General features: G+C 44.6%; 15 protein-coding genes. 4 read left to right on the top strand and 11 right to left on the bottom strand.

Features of this window, described 5'->3' with window-relative positions:
- Positions 1-128 precede the first annotated feature (128 nt).
- The 5 genes from ABMY42_RS06025 to chrA all read right to left on the bottom strand — a co-directional run bounded on the left by ABMY42_RS06025 (position 129) and on the right by chrA (position 5,260).
- Positions 129-1,517 carry a vWA domain-containing protein gene (locus tag ABMY42_RS06025; RefSeq protein ID WP_050907036.1) on the bottom strand — a complete coding sequence of 463 codons (1,389 nt, stop codon included), beginning with the start codon at positions 1,515-1,517 and terminating at the stop codon, positions 129-131.
- Between the two features lie 10 nt (positions 1,518-1,527).
- Complete coding sequence (locus ABMY42_RS06030; protein ID WP_038898350.1) at positions 1,528-2,073, bottom strand: TadE/TadG family type IV pilus assembly protein; 546 nt, start codon at positions 2,071-2,073, stop codon at positions 1,528-1,530.
- 49 nt (positions 2,074-2,122) lie between these two features.
- Entirely contained in the window at positions 2,123-2,578 is a 456-nt protein-coding gene (locus ABMY42_RS06035; RefSeq protein WP_033001634.1) for a TadE/TadG family type IV pilus assembly protein, read from the bottom strand.
- A 232-nt stretch (positions 2,579-2,810) separates the two neighbouring features.
- On the bottom strand, positions 2,811-3,911 hold the full coding sequence (locus ABMY42_RS06040) for a phosphatase PAP2 family protein (protein ID WP_069687443.1): 1,101 nt from the start codon (positions 3,909-3,911) through the stop codon (positions 2,811-2,813).
- Positions 3,912-4,120: 209 nt separating this feature from the next.
- Positions 4,121-5,260, bottom strand: a complete 1,140-nt coding sequence (chrA, locus tag ABMY42_RS06045) for a chromate efflux transporter (protein WP_050908749.1) — start codon at positions 5,258-5,260, stop codon at positions 4,121-4,123.
- A gap of 112 nt (positions 5,261-5,372) precedes the next feature.
- Here chrA and ABMY42_RS06050 point away from each other — a divergent pair, with 112 nt between their 5' ends.
- Entirely contained in the window at positions 5,373-6,299 is a 927-nt protein-coding gene (locus ABMY42_RS06050) for a LysR family transcriptional regulator (protein WP_029790401.1), read from the top strand.
- Between the two features lie 100 nt (positions 6,300-6,399).
- Here the strand turns inward: ABMY42_RS06050 and ABMY42_RS06055 are convergent, their stop codons facing one another.
- The 6 genes from ABMY42_RS06055 to mrdA all read right to left on the bottom strand — a co-directional run bounded on the left by ABMY42_RS06055 (position 6,400) and on the right by mrdA (position 17,207).
- The gene (locus ABMY42_RS06055) at positions 6,400-7,833 is read right to left on the bottom strand and encodes an amino acid permease (protein WP_005449069.1); all 1,434 of its coding nucleotides are present in this window, start codon (positions 7,831-7,833) and stop codon (positions 6,400-6,402) included.
- A gap of 89 nt (positions 7,834-7,922) precedes the next feature.
- Positions 7,923-8,372 (bottom strand): beta-galactosidase subunit beta, encoded by a 450-nt coding sequence (locus ABMY42_RS06060; protein WP_009698695.1) that lies wholly within the window; start codon positions 8,370-8,372, stop codon positions 7,923-7,925.
- Between the two features lie 3 nt (positions 8,373-8,375).
- The gene (gene ebgA / locus ABMY42_RS06065) at positions 8,376-11,474 is read right to left on the bottom strand and encodes a beta-galactosidase subunit alpha (protein WP_349266123.1); all 3,099 of its coding nucleotides are present in this window, start codon (positions 11,472-11,474) and stop codon (positions 8,376-8,378) included.
- A gap of 343 nt (positions 11,475-11,817) precedes the next feature.
- Positions 11,818-12,804 (bottom strand): transcriptional regulator EbgR, encoded by a 987-nt coding sequence (gene ebgR, locus ABMY42_RS06070; RefSeq protein WP_050925639.1) that lies wholly within the window; start codon positions 12,802-12,804, stop codon positions 11,818-11,820.
- Between the two features lie 234 nt (positions 12,805-13,038).
- Positions 13,039-14,931, bottom strand: a complete 1,893-nt coding sequence (locus tag ABMY42_RS06075; RefSeq protein ID WP_017817716.1) for an enterotoxin — start codon at positions 14,929-14,931, stop codon at positions 13,039-13,041.
- A gap of 371 nt (positions 14,932-15,302) precedes the next feature.
- On the bottom strand, positions 15,303-17,207 hold the full coding sequence (gene mrdA / locus ABMY42_RS06080) for a penicillin-binding protein 2 (RefSeq protein ID WP_349266124.1): 1,905 nt from the start codon (positions 17,205-17,207) through the stop codon (positions 15,303-15,305).
- Positions 17,208-17,662: 455 nt separating this feature from the next.
- Between mrdA and galE the strand changes: the two genes are divergently transcribed.
- The 3 genes from galE (at position 17,663) to galK (ending at position 21,309) form a co-directional block, all read left to right on the top strand.
- The gene (galE, locus tag ABMY42_RS06085; RefSeq protein ID WP_349266210.1) at positions 17,663-18,682 is read left to right on the top strand and encodes a UDP-glucose 4-epimerase GalE; all 1,020 of its coding nucleotides are present in this window, start codon (positions 17,663-17,665) and stop codon (positions 18,680-18,682) included.
- Positions 18,683-18,832: 150 nt separating this feature from the next.
- Positions 18,833-19,885, top strand: coding sequence for a UDP-glucose--hexose-1-phosphate uridylyltransferase (locus ABMY42_RS06090; protein WP_349266125.1), 1,053 nt, complete (start codon positions 18,833-18,835; stop codon positions 19,883-19,885).
- A 263-nt stretch (positions 19,886-20,148) separates the two neighbouring features.
- Entirely contained in the window at positions 20,149-21,309 is a 1,161-nt protein-coding gene (gene galK, locus ABMY42_RS06095; protein ID WP_349266126.1) for a galactokinase, read from the top strand.
- Positions 21,310-21,318: the final 9 nt, after the last annotated feature.

Genomic DNA, 21,318 nt, shown 5'->3' on the forward strand with positions numbered 1-21,318 from the left:
GATGGTGAGTTGTTTTTTTATGCTTCCTAGAAGCTAGAAGCTAGAAGCTAGAAGCTAGAAGCTATTTGTGCAAAGTCAGTTAGAACGGCAGTTACCTATACATTCATCCGCGCTCGGGTTGTCAGACTCTACAGTGTTAGGCGAATAATGACATCCAGCATCTGGTCGAAACAAGGACCTAATGCTTCCTCATCAACCGCGTGACAGTACACACCTTGCAGTTGTGTTGGCTTAAAGTCGCTAGAAAGGCTTGGGCGACTGAGCATACTCGGATCATTTGCCATACGTAACAATAGGTCTTCCCCTTTCTCCATATCGGGACCAGAAAAACTGGTGAGAGACGAACCTAGACCTAGGGTAAACACGTAGATGTCTTCTTGTCTGGCTTTTTCCGCCATATCTTCGACTAAGTTGCGGGAAATACGATTGACCCGCTGATAAAGTTGAGCCGCAGTATGAGAATTTGGATTGTACTGAGCGACAGGACGTACAGGGTGAGTTGGGTTAAGTACTCTGAACTCCGAGGCATTAACGCTGTGGGTATTATAGTAGTCGGGGAAGCGTCTTAATTTATCGTCAATATCCGAGCCATGATAATCACCGTTAGATGCCGTCGTATTCACTCGGTTATGTCGCCAAAGCCCTCTAGGCGTTCCGTTTGACGTACTATCCCCTGAGCGAATAGAGCCTCTATGCCAGCCCGTTTCCCCCACAAACCGGAAACGGCTTGAGAACGTGTTTGGTGCCCCATCAGTAAAGAACACTATCACCTTTAAGTTAGCAGGGTTGGAAACATTGCGTATCCCATCAAGAGCGCGATACAGACCTTCAGAGGCATTCGTATATTGTGGTGAAAAAAAAGAGCCAAACGTAAAGTTATCTATTGCATCGATTAGCGATTGTCGCGAATGCCCTCTCGAGCTTCTGAAATTAACGGGTGTCTCTGCTCCATATGCGTATTTCACAATAGAGACTCGGTCGAAGTTCTCATTGAAGTTTTTCACGAACGATTTAGACCGATCAATCACATCTTGAGTTACATCGCCTATCGAACCAGAACGTAGTGAGGTTGTGTTGTCTACAACCAAGACTAAATCAACCGGTCTGCGAATGGTTTGAGCCTCAGCACTCACGTCCCAATTGCTATAACCAAACACACTCAAGAATGGATTCACTAGGCTAGCCGACGCGTTCAGATTGATAGAAACATTGCCAAATGCATCTGTGGAAAAATTAATCTGACCTAATGATGGATTGCTGTCGAGGTAGTTGGTTGGAATGTTGGCAGAGAAATATTTGTTTGCCGCTGCTCTCGCGGCAGATTCCCCATTTGCCACCGCTCGAGCTGCAGCAATACCGGCCGCATCTAAAGCGGCGAAGAGTTTGGCTTTTACTAAATAGGCTCGACCAGAATCTAGTGCTAGACCGGTAATCATTAAAAAGAAAGGAAGGGCGATGACGGTTAGCCAAATTACTAGCCCTTTAGACTTGCGGTGGTTTTTTGTGACATTCATCATAGCGACTACCTCACAAATAAGTGACTTCACCTATGGTGAAGCTGCTGTCAAAAACAAATGTAGAAACGGGGTCGTAGTCGTAAAAAACTTCAACGACATAAACAATCTCACTATCGTCTAGTGCTATCGGAAAATTTGATAATGCTGGTTTTGGACTTCCAAGGTTGCACTCACCGTTACTCTGCCATGAGCCGCAACTTGACCATACTTGGCTGGCGATTGTAAGACCAGATTGATTCCAACGAATTTGTCGTGAGAGGTAGGGAGATTGGTTTTGTCTCCCAACAACAAGGCTGATGTAGATTGCTCCTTTAGTGGAGAGATCTATCGGTGAGGACGTTGAGGCGACAACATCCATTACCTCTTGTGGGGTTTCCGTACTGCTACGGGAGATCAGACTTGCTCCTTCTCGGCTTACATTAACCACAATACTGTTGGCTTGAAGTAGCTGAGTTAACTCAAATATACCCATCGCAACAATGAGCATCAAAGGTGCAATGATGACCATTTCTATCGATGCGAATCCTTTGGCTTGTATTCGTCGTGCTTTGAACATGTTCTTATCCTTGTTCATTCTAGAACTGCTGTTTAGCAGAAAAGGCGTGCTAGAATGCCTCGTTTTTCATTGCTGAACTTACGGTAAACTTGTAATGACCATTTTGGACAAATGGTCGAATGAAAGGGCTGAAGCTTGGCCACTCACAATCCAGATGAATGGAAATGAGCTGTCTTGGTTGTCCAAATCCAGCAACACTGTTTCCATCGATGTCTTCGACGCGAATGTTGCTGGTGTTGGTGACTCGGGATAAAAGACCGTCGGATGCATTATCAATTTTTGCAATAACGGCTGCGCTACGGTCGCTACTGTTATTCGGATCTAAGTCAGTCCGCCCGGTGATCGCATACCGAGCACCTTCTCTAACTGCATGTTGCATTGTCAATTTTACGTAACCAAACACTCCGAAATCGACAATAGTGAAGAAAATGATCATGTAAAAGAAGGCTACTATCGTGAATTCAATTAAAGCGGTGCCGATCTGGCGTATCTTTCTTACCACCATAACTGTGCCCCTTACCCTTAACTTTCCGGTATTACAGCGCCAGATGTAAAAATTTGGCGAAAGGTGAATCAAAATCACCTAAAATCAAATAGATAGTTCTAACGCGATAATAATATTTGTCCCATACTTAGGTATAGCAGTAGATTAATGACTTTTCGAATTTGAATAAGTAGTTTAATCAATGGTTTATTTATTAATGGCTTCAGTATCAAAAGTGAGAATTATTGTATTTTTACATGGGTTGTTTAGTCATTTTTAAATATCTTCCGACTAATTTCCAAAGTAATATGGTTATGACAATACTTACATAACCATCGATAGCATAATGCCATGCAAGGTGTATAGACCCGATTTGAATAATAGCAGTGAATATCCAAGCAAATAGTCCGACTGTTTTTTTTACCTGATATAGTGCTAGGGCGGAAACCGTTGCAATAGAGACATGCATACTTGGCATTGCAGATATTCCAGAACCTACACCACTTTCATTGTTTACATAATCATTCCAAAGCGAATCTTGAGTTCCTAGTGCCCACAGAGGCATGTCGATGTATTTCAATATATAATCATTTTGAGAGTGTAACCTATCCATCAATAAACCATATCGTGCATCATCTAGTAATGCTTCATAGAAGCATGGACCAGCAGAAGAAAGTAAGGTCGCTAATAAAGCGCCAAATATCATCCAGCAAGACAAAAAAGAAAGAATGAACTGGAGCCTAATCTTAGGGTTTGACTGAGAACAGATAAAATAAATAAGAACACCAAGAAAGTAGAAAAACCAAAGGTTATAAAAAATATTAATAATTAGACTCATCCACGGACTACTAAATATAGTATGCGTTATGATCCAAGGGTCTATGCCAAAATGTAATAAACGATCTATATCTGCAAAGAGTTCATCATATTTGAAAGCATGCAGAAAAGGGATAATAGACTTCAAATAAGTGAAAGAAGAGAAAGTTACATGAACAGCAATGATCAAGAAAAGTATATATAATGGTCTATTTATTGGTGTTAACGAACTTTTAGCTTTGTAAAAAAATGCCTTTAACGGGTGAGGCTCTAGCTTGAATAAAAGATAGAAGTAATAATATATTCCCCATGCATTTAAAAAAACAAACATGGAAATACCCAATATTCCCAAATAGGTAAAAAAAGAAAATGTTATTCCACCTGGAGAAAAAAAAGAAATAATATAGGTAATGACTGAAGAGAGAATAATAAAGTAATAGATGAGCTTGTCATCTTTAAGATCAGATTGAATCTCTTTCAAGAAACGATGTAATTTTGTAGATAAATTAACCTCAGACTTTACACACTCATTTTCCATATATTATTAACCTAGTATGAAAACGTTGCTATTGAGTATAGTCGTAGTTAGAGGTGGTAATTTGATTAATGAAGATTAAAGTTTGATGAGGAAAATTTAAATAGTAATGAAAATGGAAGTTTTTAAATAAAATTAATAGGTTATGTTAATGCGGTAATGTCAGAGTAGGGATGAAAAAGCACTGCGAATGCAGTGCTCTGTGCCACTCTCTACATCATGCAGGTCACAATGCCTGCTGCGACAAAGAATACGATCATCCAAAGTACAGATAGATTGAGCTTTTTATGTAGGTAGAAACCGGCAATGACTAATGCGATATCAATCGGAGCAATCACAGCACTAGTGAAGACTGGTTGGTAAAGTGCCGCTAAGAGTAAACCAACTACTGAGGCATTCACGCCATTAATTGCGCCAGATACCGCAGGTTTACCAGCTAGAGCTTGCCAGTTTTTCAGCACGCCAAGTAACAGCAAAAAGCCCGGAAGAAAGACACCAAGTGTTGCAACTAGCGCCCCTAGAATTGGTGTATCCGATAGTTCATAGCCAATGTAAGTTGCGAAGGTAAACATCGGTCCAGGTACAGCTTGCGCTGCTGCGTAGCCCGTTAGGAACGCATCTTGGCTGAGCTGATCGCCAACAATATTTTGCAGCAATGGAAGAACCACGTGACCACCACCAAACACTAAACTGCCGGCTTGGAAGAAGTCGCTAAATAACCCCAGCATTGGTAGAGCGTGAGCCACCAAAGGCAAGCCAACAAGAAGTACGGCAAACAGAGCGAGTGGAGCGATAGTTGGTTTGAACGGCTCTGCTGGTGTGGTCGATTCTTTCTTTAGATATTGAGTACCAATCAAACCGGCCACTACTAAGACCAACATTTGTGTCATGATGCTAGGTGCAACCAATAGTGCTATTGCGGTTGCTACACACAATCCTGCTGTTAGTTTGCTTTGGCAGAAATTTTTGTACATTCCCCATGTCGCATCGGCGACCACCACAACAGCCAGTAACTTCAAGCCGTGTACGATGTTTTGGAACAGTGCCGTATCCGTGATTTGGCTGCTCACCATTGCAAGTGCCAACATGATGATCACCGAAGGCAGCGTGAATCCAAGAAACGCCATACAAGCGCCGCCCAGACCTCCGCGTTTGTAACCTAATGCAAAGCCAACTTGGCTTGACCCCGGTCCCGGTAAAAATTGGCTCAACGCCACGATTTGTGCGTATTCGCTATCATCAATCCACTTGAGCTTTTCTACGAACGTTTGGCGGAAGTAACCGATGTGTGCAGCAGGACCACCGAAACTGATCCAACCGAGCCAAAAAAAGGTTTTAAAAATGGTAAACATATTGAGCCTGTTAAATCTCCAATAACACTCCAGTTACTGTATGAAATGTACTAAGATGACTCAAATTAATAGTTTTAATTTCATCTATGAATGAAATGGGATTGGGTGATTTGTGAAAGATGATATTCAGTGGCGTAACATCGATTTGAATCTGTTGGTGACTTTCTCTTATCTGTATCGTTATCGCAGTGTGAGTTTGGCTGCCGAGAAGAGTTTTGTCAGTCAGTCCGCCATGAGCCACAGCTTATCGCGTTTGCGTGTGCTGTTTGATGACCCTCTGTTTGAGCGTAAAGGACATAAAATGGATCCGACTGAGCACGCGCATCATATCGCGCCAACAGTGCATCATTTATTGGATTCCATTGCCAAAGACTTGCTGACGAAGTCCGAGTTTCAGCCAGAAAACTACACTGGCGTGTGTCGCATTGGTCTTACCGATTACGCTGAGTTCATCTTCGCCCCTCTGCTTTATGATGAAATTCGCAAGCGCGCGCCAGAAGCGCAAATCAGCTTTATCAATGTTAACCGTAGCAACTATGTCGCCATTACTGAACACGACAAGCTCGATGTCATTCTTGGTAGCATGCCCGTACTTGATGACAACTTTGATAGCCAATATCTCTACACTGAAAAGCATGTGTGCCTATGCGATAAGCAGGTTTTAAACGGTGAGACTGAATTATCGATTGAAGCATTTGCCAATATTGAACAAGCCTTGGTGAGCCCGGATGGCAGTTTAAGTACACAGGTAGACAAAAAACTCGCGGAACATGGTTTAAGCCGCAAGGTAACAGTAGCCTCACGTAACTTCTTGACGATCCGTAATCTGCTTAAACAACGTAATTTGATTGCCATTGTGCCGGAAAAAATGGCATCAGCAGAAGGCTTTTCAGATGGCTTAGTGTCTGTGCTGCCGCCGATTGCGGTTGCCGATTTTGATATTGCTATGCTGTGGCACACCAGTCGTAACAATGAAGACAAAGGGATGTGGCTACGTCAGTTGGTGGCAGATATCGTTACTTCAACGCACTCTCGCTGAACCTAGCATTTCGAGGTTACTTGGGTATAAAAAAGGGCACCGATGGGTGCCCTTGGTCTGACGAATGTGGTCAGGTGCTATCAAGCGTTATGTGTAAGGCTTACATTGCTTGAGTTGCTGGCGCAGCTTCTTTGGCGCGCTCTTCTTGGTCGAGTGATTTTTCGTACTGGCTGTACTTCCACCAAGCAAAACCAAGGAAAATCACAATGCCACCAACGTTGTAGAAAATGATCGTCATGATGTCTGCGCCAGTTGGGAAGGTTGACGCTAGGAAGCCCACAGTAAAGATAACGATAAGCACTGAAACCGCAGCGATACCTGTCATACGAGAGCCCATTTTGAAATCACGTTCTAGATGGTCCAGTTTTAGGCGTAGGTTTAGGTAAGCCAACATGATAAACAGTGGTGGCAACATTGAAGCCGCCGCCGTCATGTTGATGACCGTGTTCATCAGATCTTGCGCTGTGTTCGAGCCCAAAGTCGGGATGATCATCAGTGGAATAACGATAAGGAATTGATACCAAGCCGCACGAGCAGGCACGCCGTTTTCATTTAGCTCTACGGTTTTCTTACCAAAGATACCTTCTGGAATTTCAGAGAAGAAGATTTTTACTGGTGTCGCAGTCCACATTAGCAGAGAGCCGAACATCGCGGTAAACGACACTAAGCCTACAAAGCGGTTCATCAATATTTCAGGCAAGCCGAAGTGCGCCGCTAAACCTTCAAATACTTGTACAGAGCCACCCGTGTATTTAAGTGTTTCGCTAGGTACGAATACGTTAATCAGCACTGAAGCGACACAGTAAAGTACGCCGATGAAGATACCTGCAACGATGATCACTTTGACAAAAGACTTTGAGCCGCCTTTCACGTCGTTTACGTAAACCGCCACCGATTCAGCACCGCCTGCAGCCATAAAAATCCAAGTGGTAATGCCTAGGAATGCCCAGCTAAAGTCTGGCACCATGGCTTCTACTGTGATTGGGTCAGCAGGTTGAACGCCACCGACTAATGCAGCGCCAGCAAGTAGGATGTACGACATAGTCAGTAGTAACATCAAAGAAGAAGTGACTGAGGTAATTGGACCCAACATCTTTGCGCCGTTAGTTGATACGTAAGTTGCGAACGCAAACAGAATCATACTCAGTGCTGTTGTGGTGAGTGGGGTCAGAATGTATTCATAGCCAAGGAACGCGTATGACGCATAAGCAATAACGCGTGGCAGCAATGACGTGAAGAAAAATAGGTTAACAAACCAGTAGGTGTAGGCAGAGATAAACGCCCAACGTCCACCAAGTGAGCTTTTTACCCATGCATATACACCGGCTTCCGAGTCTTTGTTTAACGATACAAACTCTGCGATGATCAAACAGAAAGGAATAAAGTAAAAAATGGTTGCCAAGAAGAACATTGGCGCTGAAGCAAGACCGATCTCAATGTTGTTATTAATTACGTTGTTGAAGCTAAAGACAGCGGCAAAGGTAAGGGACAACAACCCGAATTTGCCTATCGTATTACGTTTGGATTCAGACATTTTCTATCTCCGATGAATCACGTTGGAATTGTAGGGAGGAAGGGCTTGCATTGCTGTGAGCGCAGCCCTTCTCTTGTTCTTTGCTTTTGTTATTTATTTAAGAAGTAGCCATCTTCGATAGTGACTTTCAGCACGACCTTTCTAACGCGGTTATCACCGTGGAAGCGGTAGGCTTTGGTGTTATCGAAAATTGCTACTTGACCCTCACAAAGCTCACGAGTATCCCCTTGACCGGAAAGGAACTCGCGGTCAGTTTCATCTTGGTAAGCTTGCTCAGGTTGTAGGTTTTTCTTGTCTGCGAACTCCACCGTTTCGCGACCTTCAAGGTAGTAATGCACGTCGAAGTAGCGGCGGTTGCCTTCAAACATTTCAGTTTGTTTTGTGCCGTCTTGAATCATGTAAACCAAGGAGTCTCCGATGGAATACATCACGCCATCTTTAAGGTTTACGGTGTTCTCAATTGCCTCGACACAGCGCTGCCATTTACGCCCATTGCGGTACACGACTTTGAATTGGTCTAAGTTGTCTAACACGATCATGGATTACGCCTCGTTTGCTGTTTGAGTATTGGATTGAGTGAAGAACGCATTGTCGAAATCATGGTTTGCCATGGCTTGTGCACTGCAATCGCCAACTTGGAGCGGCATCAGCGTTAAGCCATAACGGAATTCATCCATGTAGACGCGGTATGAGTCGAGCACTTCGCTTCCCCACGAGTTTGAACCCAGTCCCATCACTTGATGGTCAAGGTTGAGCGTGATGTAGCCGCTCTTTTCTAGCTCAATGGTGTGTTGCGCTTCGTGCAGGTTTTGGTTGGTGTAGAACCACGCGCTGAAGTTGATTTCTTGTTGTGGTTTCACCAACAACCCCGTCCCGTGACGATTCGTTAGTGATGCCCAACGAACGTGTTGGCGGTTACCGTTGTTTTGTGGGAACGGGTAGTTCTCAAACATGTCGGCTACCGTGCTGTGGTAAACATCAATCAAGTTGGCTTGGCGGCTGTCTTGGTAGTTTTCTTCAGGACCGCGACCGTAGTAACTGACTTGGTCAAAGCTGCCGTTGATGCCCAAATCCAAACCAATCACAGGGATAACATGCGAGTAATCGCCGTAGCGCTCGCCACTCAGTTCCACGTTCAAATGCCCTTGTGCGTTGATTTGGTAGCGGTAGGTACAGCGCATGCCAAAATCGAACACCGGCGGTGCAATGATGCTGGTGGTCGTGATCGAAACCGAATCATCGGTTGCTTCGACTTGCAGCGTGCGGAAGTGCTCTTGCATGATTTGCAAGTGTGCTGGGTGCCACAAACCTTCGTACTCTTGTTTGTGGTTATCAATCATTGGCTTGAAGAAGTTCAGTCTAGGCTCAGATTGAATCAGCTCTTCACCATTGACGAGCCAAGAGGTCAGCTTGCCGTTGACTTTTGAGAAAATCAGCGTGAAGTTGTGGCCTTCAATCACGTGTTCCAAGCGGCTTTCTGTCGTTACTAACGCTTGCGCATTGTGGTTCACAAACTCGGCTTCACTTGCTGTGTTTTCTTTTAGCTGGAACTGGTAGGTCGCGATGTCGTGGTTTGCTTCGCTGTACAGAGTTCGACTGTCTTTACGCACGGTGAAGTTAATAAAGGCTTCACGCTCGTCCAGTTCAGGCAAATTAATCGTGATTTCACGTGCGCTGTTCGCTGCAAGCTCTTCGACCTTAAACTGCACGCTGCGCAGCGTTTCACCTTCCGCTCGGATATCTGCAGTGATGGTGTAATCATTCAGGTTGGTGAACCACAATTTGTTCTCTATGGTAAAGCGGTCTTTTGTGCCTTCCACCGCGTGAATTTTCACTGGTGCGATAACTTGTTTGTATTCTTTTAAGCCTGGTCCCGGCGTTTGATCTGGGTAAATCAAACCATCCATACAGAAGTTGTAGTTGTTTGGATAATCGCCGTAGTCGCCGCCGTACTTGTAGAACTCTTGACCATTTTCATCGCGCGCTAATACGCCATGGTCACACCATTCCCAAACGTAGTGACCTTGAATGTGGTCATGCTTGTAGAACACGTTTTGGTATTCCGTCAGACCGCCAGGTCCGTTACCCATCGCGTGTGCGTATTCGCAGATGATGCGAGGTTTGTCGTGCGGGTGTTCACCAAAGTGGTTCATGAGCTGAGCACGTGAGTACATGGTTGAAATGACGTCAACCACTTCTGCATCGCGGTCCTCTTCGTAGTGCACTAAGCGAGTGTCATCAATCGCCTTAGTTGCGCTGTACATAGCGCGGATATTGCAGCCATAACCAGACTCATTACCCAGTGACCACATGATGATCGAAGGATGGTTCTTTTGAGCATGAACATGGCGCTCTGCGCGATCGACAAACACACTTTCCCATGCAGGGTCATTGGTGATGCGGCTGAGATCGCCAACGTTAGCGAAGCCGTGGGTTTCTACGTCGGTTTCTGCCATTACGAACAAGCCGTAAATGTCACACAGCTCGTAGAAGCGTGGGTCGTTAGGGTAGTGCGCGGTGCGAACTGAGTTGATGTTGTGTTGTTTCATCAAGATCAGGTCTTTCTCGATGCGATCCATGCCAACAGCGCGACCTTTTAGGTGGTCATTATCATGACGGTTTACACCGTGCAGCATCACGTATTGGTTGTTGATGTAGAACAGACCATCACGCACTTTAATGTCTCGGAAGCCAACACGTTGCGGAATCACTTCGACAACATTGCCTTGTGCGTCTTTTAGTGTAATGAACAGTTGGTAAAGGTATGGATTTTCCGCTGTCCAATGGGTTGGGTTCACCACATCAATGGCAAAGCTTGCTTGGCTGTTGTCCTGAATAGTCAGTGAATCACATTGACCGCTTGCAACCACAGTGCTTTTATCTTGAAGGGCATATTCCAGCGTGTAACCCGATGCAATCGTAGTCGATAGGTTTTCCAGTTCAACTTGGCAGCTTAAGGTGACACTTTGGTAATCGTCGGCGAAATCAGTACGAACAGTCAGATCTTGGACGTGAACGTGCTCTTTTCCGACAAGGTACACATCGCGGAATATACCCGCCGTCCACCACATGTCTTGGTCTTCAATGTAAGTCGAATCTGCCCACTGCATCACACGTACAGACAGCAAGTTTTCACCTTGTTGTACATAAGAAGAGATGTCGAACTCTGCGGTCAATCGACTGCCTTTGCTAAAGCCAACGTAATGACCGTTTACGTAAACTTCGAAGTAGGTTTCAACGCCATCAAATTTGATGATGGTTTGTTTGTCGTTCCAGTTTTCACCCAGAGTGAACGTGCGTTGGTAAGCACCTGTCGGGTTATCTGTCGGAACAAAAGGCACATCGATAGGGAATGGGAAGCCTTCATCTGTGTATTGAAGGTCGCCATGACCTTCCATTTGCCACATGTTTGGAACGGTAATTTGTCCCCATTCTTCCATTTTTTGCGAGTAAAACTCTTCTGGCACCAAGAGAGGATTGGTGAAGTAGTTGAATGTCCATTGACCACTTAGCAGTTTGAAGCGGCTGCTCAGTTCTCGTTGGAATGTTTGTGCGTTTTTAATTGAATCGTAAGAGAAGAAGTAAGCACGTGGTGCCATACGATTCTCATGCAGGTGAAGGAAGTTTTCCCAATTGTTCACGTTTGTTCTCCCCTCGGCTTAGTTTGGTAGCAGGCAAAGGAGGAGTCCAATGCTTGAAGCTATCCAAAAGAAATGCAGCCGATGTCATTTGAAAAAGAGTGATGAATTATCTAGGAAAAGATATTAGTAAAAGTTTTACTAAAATAAATTAGTGAAAACGTTTAACTTTAACTTGGTCACGTTTTATTGGACGATCATTGAACAAGATGTGATCAGGATAAAGGAATGGCATCCCAAGCCGATTTCTTAGGTAAAGTGGATAAAAAATAGCTAGATTTAAAGAGGGGATAATAAAAAAGCACTGAATATTCAGTGCTTTATAAATTTGATAATGTGAAGGGAATTACTGAGTGGTGCCGCGGAGTTTTAATTTGCTCGGCACATGCACTTGTAGAGGCAGTGCGCGACCGTCGCGGTATTTTTCTACTAATAAATTTACCCCTTGAATACCCATCATCTCAGAATGAATGCGCACAGTTGAGAGTGGTGGGAAGGTAAATCGGGCGGTTGGAATGTCATTGACGCTGATTAGGGCAATGTCTTGTGGAATGTTCAAACCGAATTCATGAATCGCGCGTAAAACACCAATTGCAATTGAGTCTGAAGCGATAAAGAGTGCTTTAGGAAAATTGCCTTTTGCTAACATGGCTTTTGCTAAATCGTAACCAGATAAGCTAGAGAAGTCGCCGCGATAAATATCGTCTTCTGACACCACGCCTTTTAAGCTGCCGTATTCTACAAATGCATTTTCACGAATGTCTGCAGTGTTTGGTTCATCTTGACCACCAATAAAACCAATCCGTTCGTAGCCTTGTTCAACAAAGAAGTCGACCACTTGTTTACTGATTCGCGCAAGATCGATATCAACACAGTCGTATGTGCTATCGCTGTCAGAGAAGTCGATGTAGCAAATGCTGTCAGTAAGACGTTTAGGCAATTTACGAATCACGGCGCTGTCAGTTTTACCGACCAGAAGGATACCGGTGATCTTTTGCGTTTCTACATCGATGATGCTGTCGTAGCAATTGGTTAGCGTAATGCCCAATTTGTCACACTGGGTTTCAATCCCGTGACGAATCGACAAGTAATAAGGGTCATTCACCTCGGCTTCTTGCTTGTAGTTATACAAGGCTAAGAAGTGGTGTTTTTGTCTTGCCTCTTTGGTGGCTTTTTTGGAACTGCTGGTGCGGTATTCCAGCTTTTCTGCGATTTCTAAGATGCGGTGTTTGGTTTCTTCTTTTACGCTCAAAGTCGGATCATCATTTAACACGCGCGATACGGTCGCGAGTGAGACGCCAGCTTCAGTAGCGATATCTTTTAGTGTTGCCATGTGCACTTCCCGTAGGCAAAGCTCACTGTCCCAGTGAGAAAAGCAATAATCCCACCATTGTAAACAGCTACTTATGGATGCACAAACTTTTAGTAAAACTGTGCGATCGGGGAAGTGAAGTTATCTGCCGGAAGAATACGTTAAGCACTCGTTGCTCTATCGTATTTGATGGTATTAAGGTCTGAGAAAAAGCGAACAAAGGCACCATAACAGTGCCTTTTCTTTGGTTACTGGTTATTTATTCGCGTTGATGACTAAAGTTTGTAGTGGCTGCAGGGTTATAACTACTGGGTCGGTGTAGTGAGATGGAATTGTGTTGTTTTCACCGTAAGCCATTTTTAGCTTGAACTGCCCATTTGCGCCTGTAGGCAATTCAAAATCACGATTGAGATCCAAGTAATATTTTTGTGGTTTATCCGATGGGTTACGCAACGAAATTACGGCTTTGTTTTCATTCCATGACGCAAAACCATACACCGCTAAGTTAGTTGGATTGCCACCAATCCAATGTGAATCCACTAAAACATCGGCGTTCTCTCTTGCCCATTTAGCTGCTTTTGCAAGGGTGTCCCATTTAGTTGAATTGAGCATATCTGGCGTAATATACATTTCTTGTAGTTGTGTGCCAGTTGCAAAATATGACCATACTTGATCGGCAAAATCTTGATCGGATTGTACTTTCTCAAGTCCATAATAAGCGTTTTTGGCGCTGACAATACCGTGAAGCATTATCGAACTCATCGGGAATAATGGACCTTTACGGACAATCGAACGATATGTTTCAGCGTCTCGGTAAGTGACCCACTGTTGTGTTGGAGAGCCATCACCATAAAGGTTGATATCATCACCTTGGCGCCAAATTGAGTCAGCGAAGAATAACCATGATGGGCTTGCGTTGGTCCCGGTCGTTAGGTTGATAAATACCTTATCGTTGGCCTTGTGCATGTTTTCTATCAACTGAACTGACGCATCAAAATCGGAAGCAAATTGACTGCCTTTTAAGTGAGATGTTGCGTTGCCCATTCCATCAAGTTTAAACGACGAAATATGCTCGTTTTTAATCAGATTGGTGATTTTGTCATTGAAGTTTTTGAAGTACACCGGACCTGAGAGAGCAAACTTACCATCCACCGTTTCGAAACCATTTTCCTTTGCATGTGAAACGCGAATGTCACGTGGCTTGTTATAGCCTCCCCAAGGGGAAAGCCACAAACCTACACTAGTATTCATTGAATCGGCTAGCTCTTTTACGCTCCCAAACCCATCAGCAAATGCTGAGCCAAAATCCCAGTTTCCTGTTAAGTCATCCCAGCCGTCATCAAGTAAGAACCCATCAAGAACTACGCCGCGTTTTTCCACCAACTCATGATAAATCTCTTTCATTCGTCCTTTAATGTCACTTTCTGTATAAGGAGTGAAAAAGCCAATATCCATCCATGAATTGTAATGTAAATATGGTTTGTAGGGACGTGGTCGCATTGCTTCAATGAACTTGTTGAAGTCGCGTCTTAATTGACTGACTTCGCTAAACGTACCGATATAAGTTGTATATTTTAATGGGGCGTTTGTGCTTATTGGAGTGACAATATCAATATTGAGGTTGGTTTTCGTTTCGTAAGCATAGGTATTTACAATCGGTTTACGCGGCAGCATGAAGAACGTATCCGCGATAATTGGTGAGCTGTTAATGCTACCGTCAACATAAGGCGCTTGCGTTTGTTTTTTGGTTGGCAAGAAAGTGATTTTTTTGATCTTGCGATCGTTACCAACAGCTTTGATTTTGTAATCAACACTCACATATCGTTGTTTGATTACGTTCAAAGTGACATCCACTTCAAAATCATTGCGAACAAAAGTGAGATTGATGCTGTCACCATCTTTCTTGTACTTTTCCAACTTAAAATCTTTGGTATGAAGTGTTGTTTCATTCGGTAGAGTAATGAAGAAAAGTTCAGTTGGGGTGATTTGTTCATCCGTATTATTATTGATCAATGACACGACACCTGAGTTATTATCAAATGTTATTGCCATTGCATCATTGGCTATTTCCATTGAGTACGCATTCCCTATGTAAGCTGCCGAGACTATAACTGCCAAGCCACTAGCTTTCAAAGTCTTGTAGTTCATCGATTTTCCCTTACTGGATTATTTATTGCTCTTACATTTGAAATCACCATCCCTGTTTTCGTTGAGCTTGCTGTCACAAATCTTCTGCTTTTCCAATTTGCGCAAATTGTCTTTCGGTTTAAAAAGAGTGAAATCCAAAAACTTTATTTTCTTAGTGATGAGGGGTGAACTATTGATGATTTCGTTTTAGCAAACGAAAGGGTTGTTATTGATAGTGATGTTCTTCTCGTTGTTATTCGCTTCTGATTTATCTCACATTTTTTGTATTTTATAGAATTTAGGTGGGTGGGGTTGTGCTGGAAAACAAACAAAAGCCCGAGTGGCTAGGACATCCACTCAGGCTTTGTTTATTGGGTGTTGTTCTGGCGTATTTAAGACTTCACCTTATTGCTGTCGTCTTTGTCGTGATGGACAAGCAAGTGATCAAACACATTTCGAATGAACGGCGCGCCCACTTTAGAGCCACCATTACCGTGCTCGATAACCACGGTCGCCACGTATTTTGGTTTATCGTATGGTGCAAACGCGGTAAACAATGCGTGGTCGAGTAGGTGGTTTGCGAGTTTTTTGGAGTTGTAGACTTCGTCTTTGCGCAGACCAAATACCTGCGCAGTCCCTGACTTACCGCCACTGCTGTACTCTGCGCCTCTAAATGCACGGCGACCAGAACCATGAGCCCCATTATTTACCAAGCGCATGGCGTTGATTGGAATATCCCAGAACTTCTCTGGTACTCCTTCGATAGAAGGCAGCGCTTTTGGTTTAACATCGACTTGGTTTTCGAAGTCTTCCCCATGTTCAATCACTGCTTTGAGAAGGTGTGGCGCTTTCATTTCGCCATGATTAATGAGGAATGATGTTGCTTTGGCTATCTGCATTGGTGTTGCTGTCCAATAACCTTGCCCAATACCGATAGGCACCGTATCACCTTGATACCAAGGGGTGCGATGACGTGCGATTTTCCATTCTCGTGTTGGCATGTTTGCGCTGCTTTCTTCGTAAATATCGATGCCCGTTGGCAAGCCAAAGCCAAATTTATTCATCCATTTCGAAATGCGGTCAATCCCAAGGTCAAATGCGGTCTGATAAAAGAAGGAATCAACCGATTCTTCAATTGCCTTGGTGACATCCACGTTGCCGTGACCCCAACGTTTCCAATCTCGCCATGCTTTTGAATTTGGTTTAGAGCCAGGAATTCGCCAGATACCGTGATCGTTGCGCACGGTACTTGGTGTGATGACGTGTTCTTCAAGCCCAGCGACAGCCATAAAAGGTTTTACCGTAGAAGCAGGAGGGTAAACGCCAAGCGTTGTACGGTTCACAAGTGGGTGTGCTGGATCATTGAGTAAGGCACGGTAGGCTTTGCTAGAGATGCCGTTAACAAAAGGGTTTGGGTCATAACTCGGACTTGATGCCATAGCTAATACGCTATTGTCGCGTGGATCGAGCACGACTGCGCTGCCTTGGCGATGGTTGAGTTGTTTGTAGACATACTCTTGTAGCTCAATATCCAGATTCAATACGATGTCTTTTCCGGGAACTGGCGGCACATATTTGATCGTACGAATCACGCGACCGCGACTGTTTACCTCTACTTCCTCGTAGCCTTTGGTGCCGTGGAGGATGTCTTCGTAATAACGTTCAACACCTAACTTGCCGATGTTTTGCGTTGCCTGATAATTCTGTGCTTTGCCTTCTTCATCCAGTCGACGCAAGTCTCGATCGTTGATGTGAGAAACGTAACCCAAAACATGGGTCAGTTCTTCGCCGTAAGGGTAGTAACGTTTGAGATCTGCGGTAACAAAGACGCCGTTAAACTCGTGCTGATGAACAGAAAAGCGCGCCACTTGCTTGTCATTCAGTTCGTTCATGATCGTGACAGAACGAAAGCGGCGAGTGTGCTTGTAACGCTTTTTAAAGGATTCAACTTGATCTGGGGTGATATCAATATAGTGACGCAGTTTTTCAATTAATGCATCTGGATCGCCCGCCTGTTCTGGGATCATATCTAAGTTATAAACAGGACGGTTCTCAGCCAACAAAACGCCATTTCGGTCATATATAAGACCACGGGTAGGGGCTATTGGCAGGATCTTGATTCGGTTGTCGTTCGAGCGAGTTTGGTAATCTTTGAAGTGATTAACCTGCAAGTTATAAAGGTTAGCAACCAGTCCTCCCAACAAAATAACCATGCCGATAAAAGCAACGATGGCGCGGTTTTTAAACAATCTTACTTCCTGATTGTGGTCTCGGAATTCGTTTTGCTTGCGTAGCATGGATGCCCTTTAGGTTTGGTCTTTGTGCTCAATGTGCCCCAATAAAAGAAAAGACATGGATTTTAGTCTTGTTACAAATGGTTACATTTGGGGCGGGGCTACTGTAACGAGCTTTGCACCTTGTTTTGTAAGAGCAATGTCAGGGATCTAAAGCGAAGCCTGATCTTTCTTGCGTTGCGCGTCACCTTTTATGTTGCTGTGAAGATGTAAACGTTTATACATTTTGTCTAGTATTTTTTCGTTTTGATTCCTTAAATGAATAAATTTGCTTTAATCTTATTAAGTTTTATGTGTTGTGTAATTTTGTGGAAACGTTTACACAAGTTTGAGTTTGATCACGGATCTGGATCGGTTTTGGTTGGTAGACTTTTAACCAGTTAAGCGATCAGCGAATTTGCTTGGTTAATAGGCTCAAATCGTTACCAAGCATGAGCAGCAACAATGGGGAAGCAAAAGTGAAAGTTCTTATCACAGGCGGTATGGGGTACATCGGTAGTCACACATGCGTACAGATGATTGAAGCAGGTATGGAGCCAATCATTGTCGATAACTTGTGTAACGCCAAAGTAGAAGTGCTTAGTCGTATTGAAGTGCTGACAGGTAAACAACCCGTCTTCCATCAAGGTGATATTCGTGATGAAGCCTTTTTAGACTCGGTTTTTGCTGAGCATGATATCCAAGCCGTGATTCACTTTGCTGGTTTAAAAGCCGTTGGAGAATCCGTTGCGAAGCCGTTGGAGTACTACGATAACAACGTGAATGGCTCGCTCGTTTTGGCACGCAGTATGCGCAAAGCTGGGGTGAAAAGCATTGTCTTCAGTTCATCCGCGACGGTGTACGGCGACCCTGACATTGTACCTATTACTGAAGACTCGCCAACGGGCGCAACCACCAACCCATACGGTCGTAGCAAGTACATGGTAGAAGAGTGCTTAAGTGATCTGTTCAACGCAGAAAACGATTGGAGCATTACTTTACTGCGCTATTTCAACCCAGTGGGTGCACATCCATCCGGCACCATGGGTGAGGACCCTCAAGGTATTCCAAACAACCTCATGCCGTTCATTGCACAAGTCGCAGTCGGTCGCCGTGAAAAACTGTCGGTATTCGGCAATGACTACCCAACACCAGACGGCACGGGCGTTCGTGATTACATCCACGTGATGGACTTAGCGGACGGTCATATCGCAGCGCTGAAATCGGTCGGTGATAAAGCCGGTTTGCACATTTACAACTTAGGTACGGGAAAAGGCTCTAGCGTGCTTGATATGGTGGAAGCGTTCGCGTTGGCTTGCGGTAAGCCAGTGCCTTACGAGCTGTGTCCTCGCCGTCCTGGTGACATTGCAGAATGTTGGGCAAGTACTGAAAAAGCAGAGCGAGATCTTGGCTGGAAAGCGACTCGCAGCGTTACTGAAATGACGGCGGACACGTGGAAATGGCAGTCAAATAACCCGCAAGGCTATTCCCATGCGTAATTGATGCTGCAGCGTTGTCGCCTGCACTTTCCAATTCCAATCACATAGAAAACCTATGCTCATGGATATTGGAAAGCTTACCGCCTAGCAGCAACTCCAATTTCATTGGGGAATGCAGATGAAAGAAATTTTAAAAGTTGAGTAAGTAAGATGTCGAATGTTGAATTTAACCCAGTGGATCACCCACATCGTCGCTACAACCCACTAACGGGTCAGTGGATTTTAGTGTCACCGCATCGTGCAAAACGCCCTTGGAGTGGTGCCGATGAGAAACCGTCTATCGATCAACTGCCTAGTTACGATGAGAAGTGTTTCCTATGTCCAACGAACGAGCGCATTTCTGGAGATGTAAACCCAGATTACCAAGGCACCTACGTGTTTAAGAATGACTTTGCTGCGTTGATGGTGGATTCTCCAGATGCACCTGAGTCAGACAGCCCTTTGTTCAAGACTCAAGGCGTGCGCGGGTTGAGCCGAGTGATTTGCTTCTCTCCCGATCACAGCAAAACGCTACCGGAACTACCAGTCGACAAAATTCGTGGCGTGATTGACACCTGGAATGAGCAAATCGAAGAGCTTGGCAAAGACTACGTGTGGGTGCAAGCATTTGAGAACAAAGGCGAAGCGATGGGATGTTCTCAACCTCATCCACACGGTCAAATCTGGGCGAATAGCTTTTTACCAAATGAAATTGAGCGTAAAGAGCACAACTTAAAAGCGTACTACCAAGAACATGGCAGTAACTTGCTGGTGGATTACGTGCAAGCTGAACTCAAAGATGGTTCACGTATTGTGGTTGAGACTGAGCACTGGATTGCTGTTGTCCCTTACTGGGCTGCGTGGCCATTCGAAACCATGCTACTTCCTAAAACGCACATTCGTCGAATGAGTGAGCTAACCGATGAGCAACGTGATGACCTTGCGGTTGCAATCAAAAAACTGACAAGCCGTTACGACAACCTATTCCAATGCTCTTTCCCTTACTCAATGGGTTGGCATTACGCGCCATTCTTTGAAGAAGGTACTGATATCGATCATTGGCAACTGCATGCCTTGTTCTACCCGCCGCTACTGCGTAGCGCAACAGTGCGTAAGTTCATGGTGGGTTATGAAATGTTGGCAGAAAACCAACGCGACTTAACCGCAGAGCAAGCAGCACAGCGCCTACGTGACCTAAGCGATGTGCATTACAAAGAACAGTAACTAGGGTCTGTTGATCTTTCGCGGTTAAATTTTGTTCGAAAGGTCAACAGACCTTAAAGATAAATACGAAAGATGTCATTCCGTACAGCGAGGAACGAGCGTGATACGGAATCTACCATCAGAGTGCGCTGAACGTAGATTCCGGATGCTCGCTAGGGCTCGCCCGGAATGACAAATGTTAGACAATCAAATATGTCGTTTCTGATTGCGAGATATGAAAGCTGTCGAGAATTCACACAAAAATTTTATGCTGAGATTTTACTATGTCTGATTTAATCCAAAACGTTAAAACCTCTTTTGAACAAGTGCTGGGTTACGCTCCAAGCCACATTATTCAAGCACCTGGTCGTGTCAACCTGATTGGTGAACACACTGATTACAACGATGGTTTTGTATTGCCATGTGCGATCAACTACCAAACGGTTGTGGCAGCAGCAAAACGTGAAGACAACCTAGTGCGCGTGGTATCTGTGGACTACGGCAACGCAGTTGATGAGTTCGATATCACTCAAGAGATTACTTTCCAACAAGACAAAATGTGGGCCAACTACATTCGCGGTGTGGTGAAGTATCTTCTCGCACGCGGTTACCAATTTTCTGGTGCGGATATCTCAGTGAGCGGCAATGTGCCTCAAGGTGCGGGCTTGAGCTCATCGGCAGCATTGGAAGTGGTGATTGGTCAAACGTTTAAAGTGCTGTTCAATCTAGAAATCAGCCAAGCGGAAATTGCACTGAACGGTCAGCAAGCAGAGAACGAATTTGTCGGCTGTAACTGCGGCATCATGGACCAAATGATTTCGGCAGAAGGTCGTGAAAATCACGCGATGTTATTGGACTGCCGTAGCCTAGAAACCGAAGCAGTATCGATGCCAGAAGACATGGCCGTGGTGATCATCAACTCGAACAAAAAACGTGGCTTGGTAGACAGCGAATACAACACTCGTCGTGAGCAATGTGAAGAAGCGGCGCGCATCTTCGGCGTAAAAGCACTCCGTGATGTGACCATTGAGCAGTTTAACGAGAAAGTGTCTGAGCTGGATGAAATGGTGGCAAAACGTGCTCGCCACGTGATCACAGAAAACGATCGCACGGTCGAAGCCGCACAAGCTCTTCGCGCACACGACATGAAGCGCATGGGTGAGTTGATGGCAGAGTCTCATGCTTCAATGCATGATGATTTTGAAATCACAGTAAAAGAAATCGATACATTGGTTGAGATGGTGAAAGAGGTCATCGGTGAGCAAGGCGGTGTACGCATGACTGGCGGAGGCTTTGGCGGTTGTATTGTCGCTCTTGTACCGCCTGCATTAGTGGATGACGTGAAAGCAACCGTTGAAGCTAAATACCAAGCAGCAACAGGGTTGAAAGAATCTATCTACGTGTGCCAAGCGAAAAATGGCGCTAGCTTAGTCGAAGTGCTTTAAGCGCACCGC

The organism is Vibrio sp. SSH13-20, assembly GCF_040104475.1.
GTDB classification, from domain to species: domain Bacteria; phylum Pseudomonadota; class Gammaproteobacteria; order Enterobacterales; family Vibrionaceae; genus Vibrio; species Vibrio harveyi.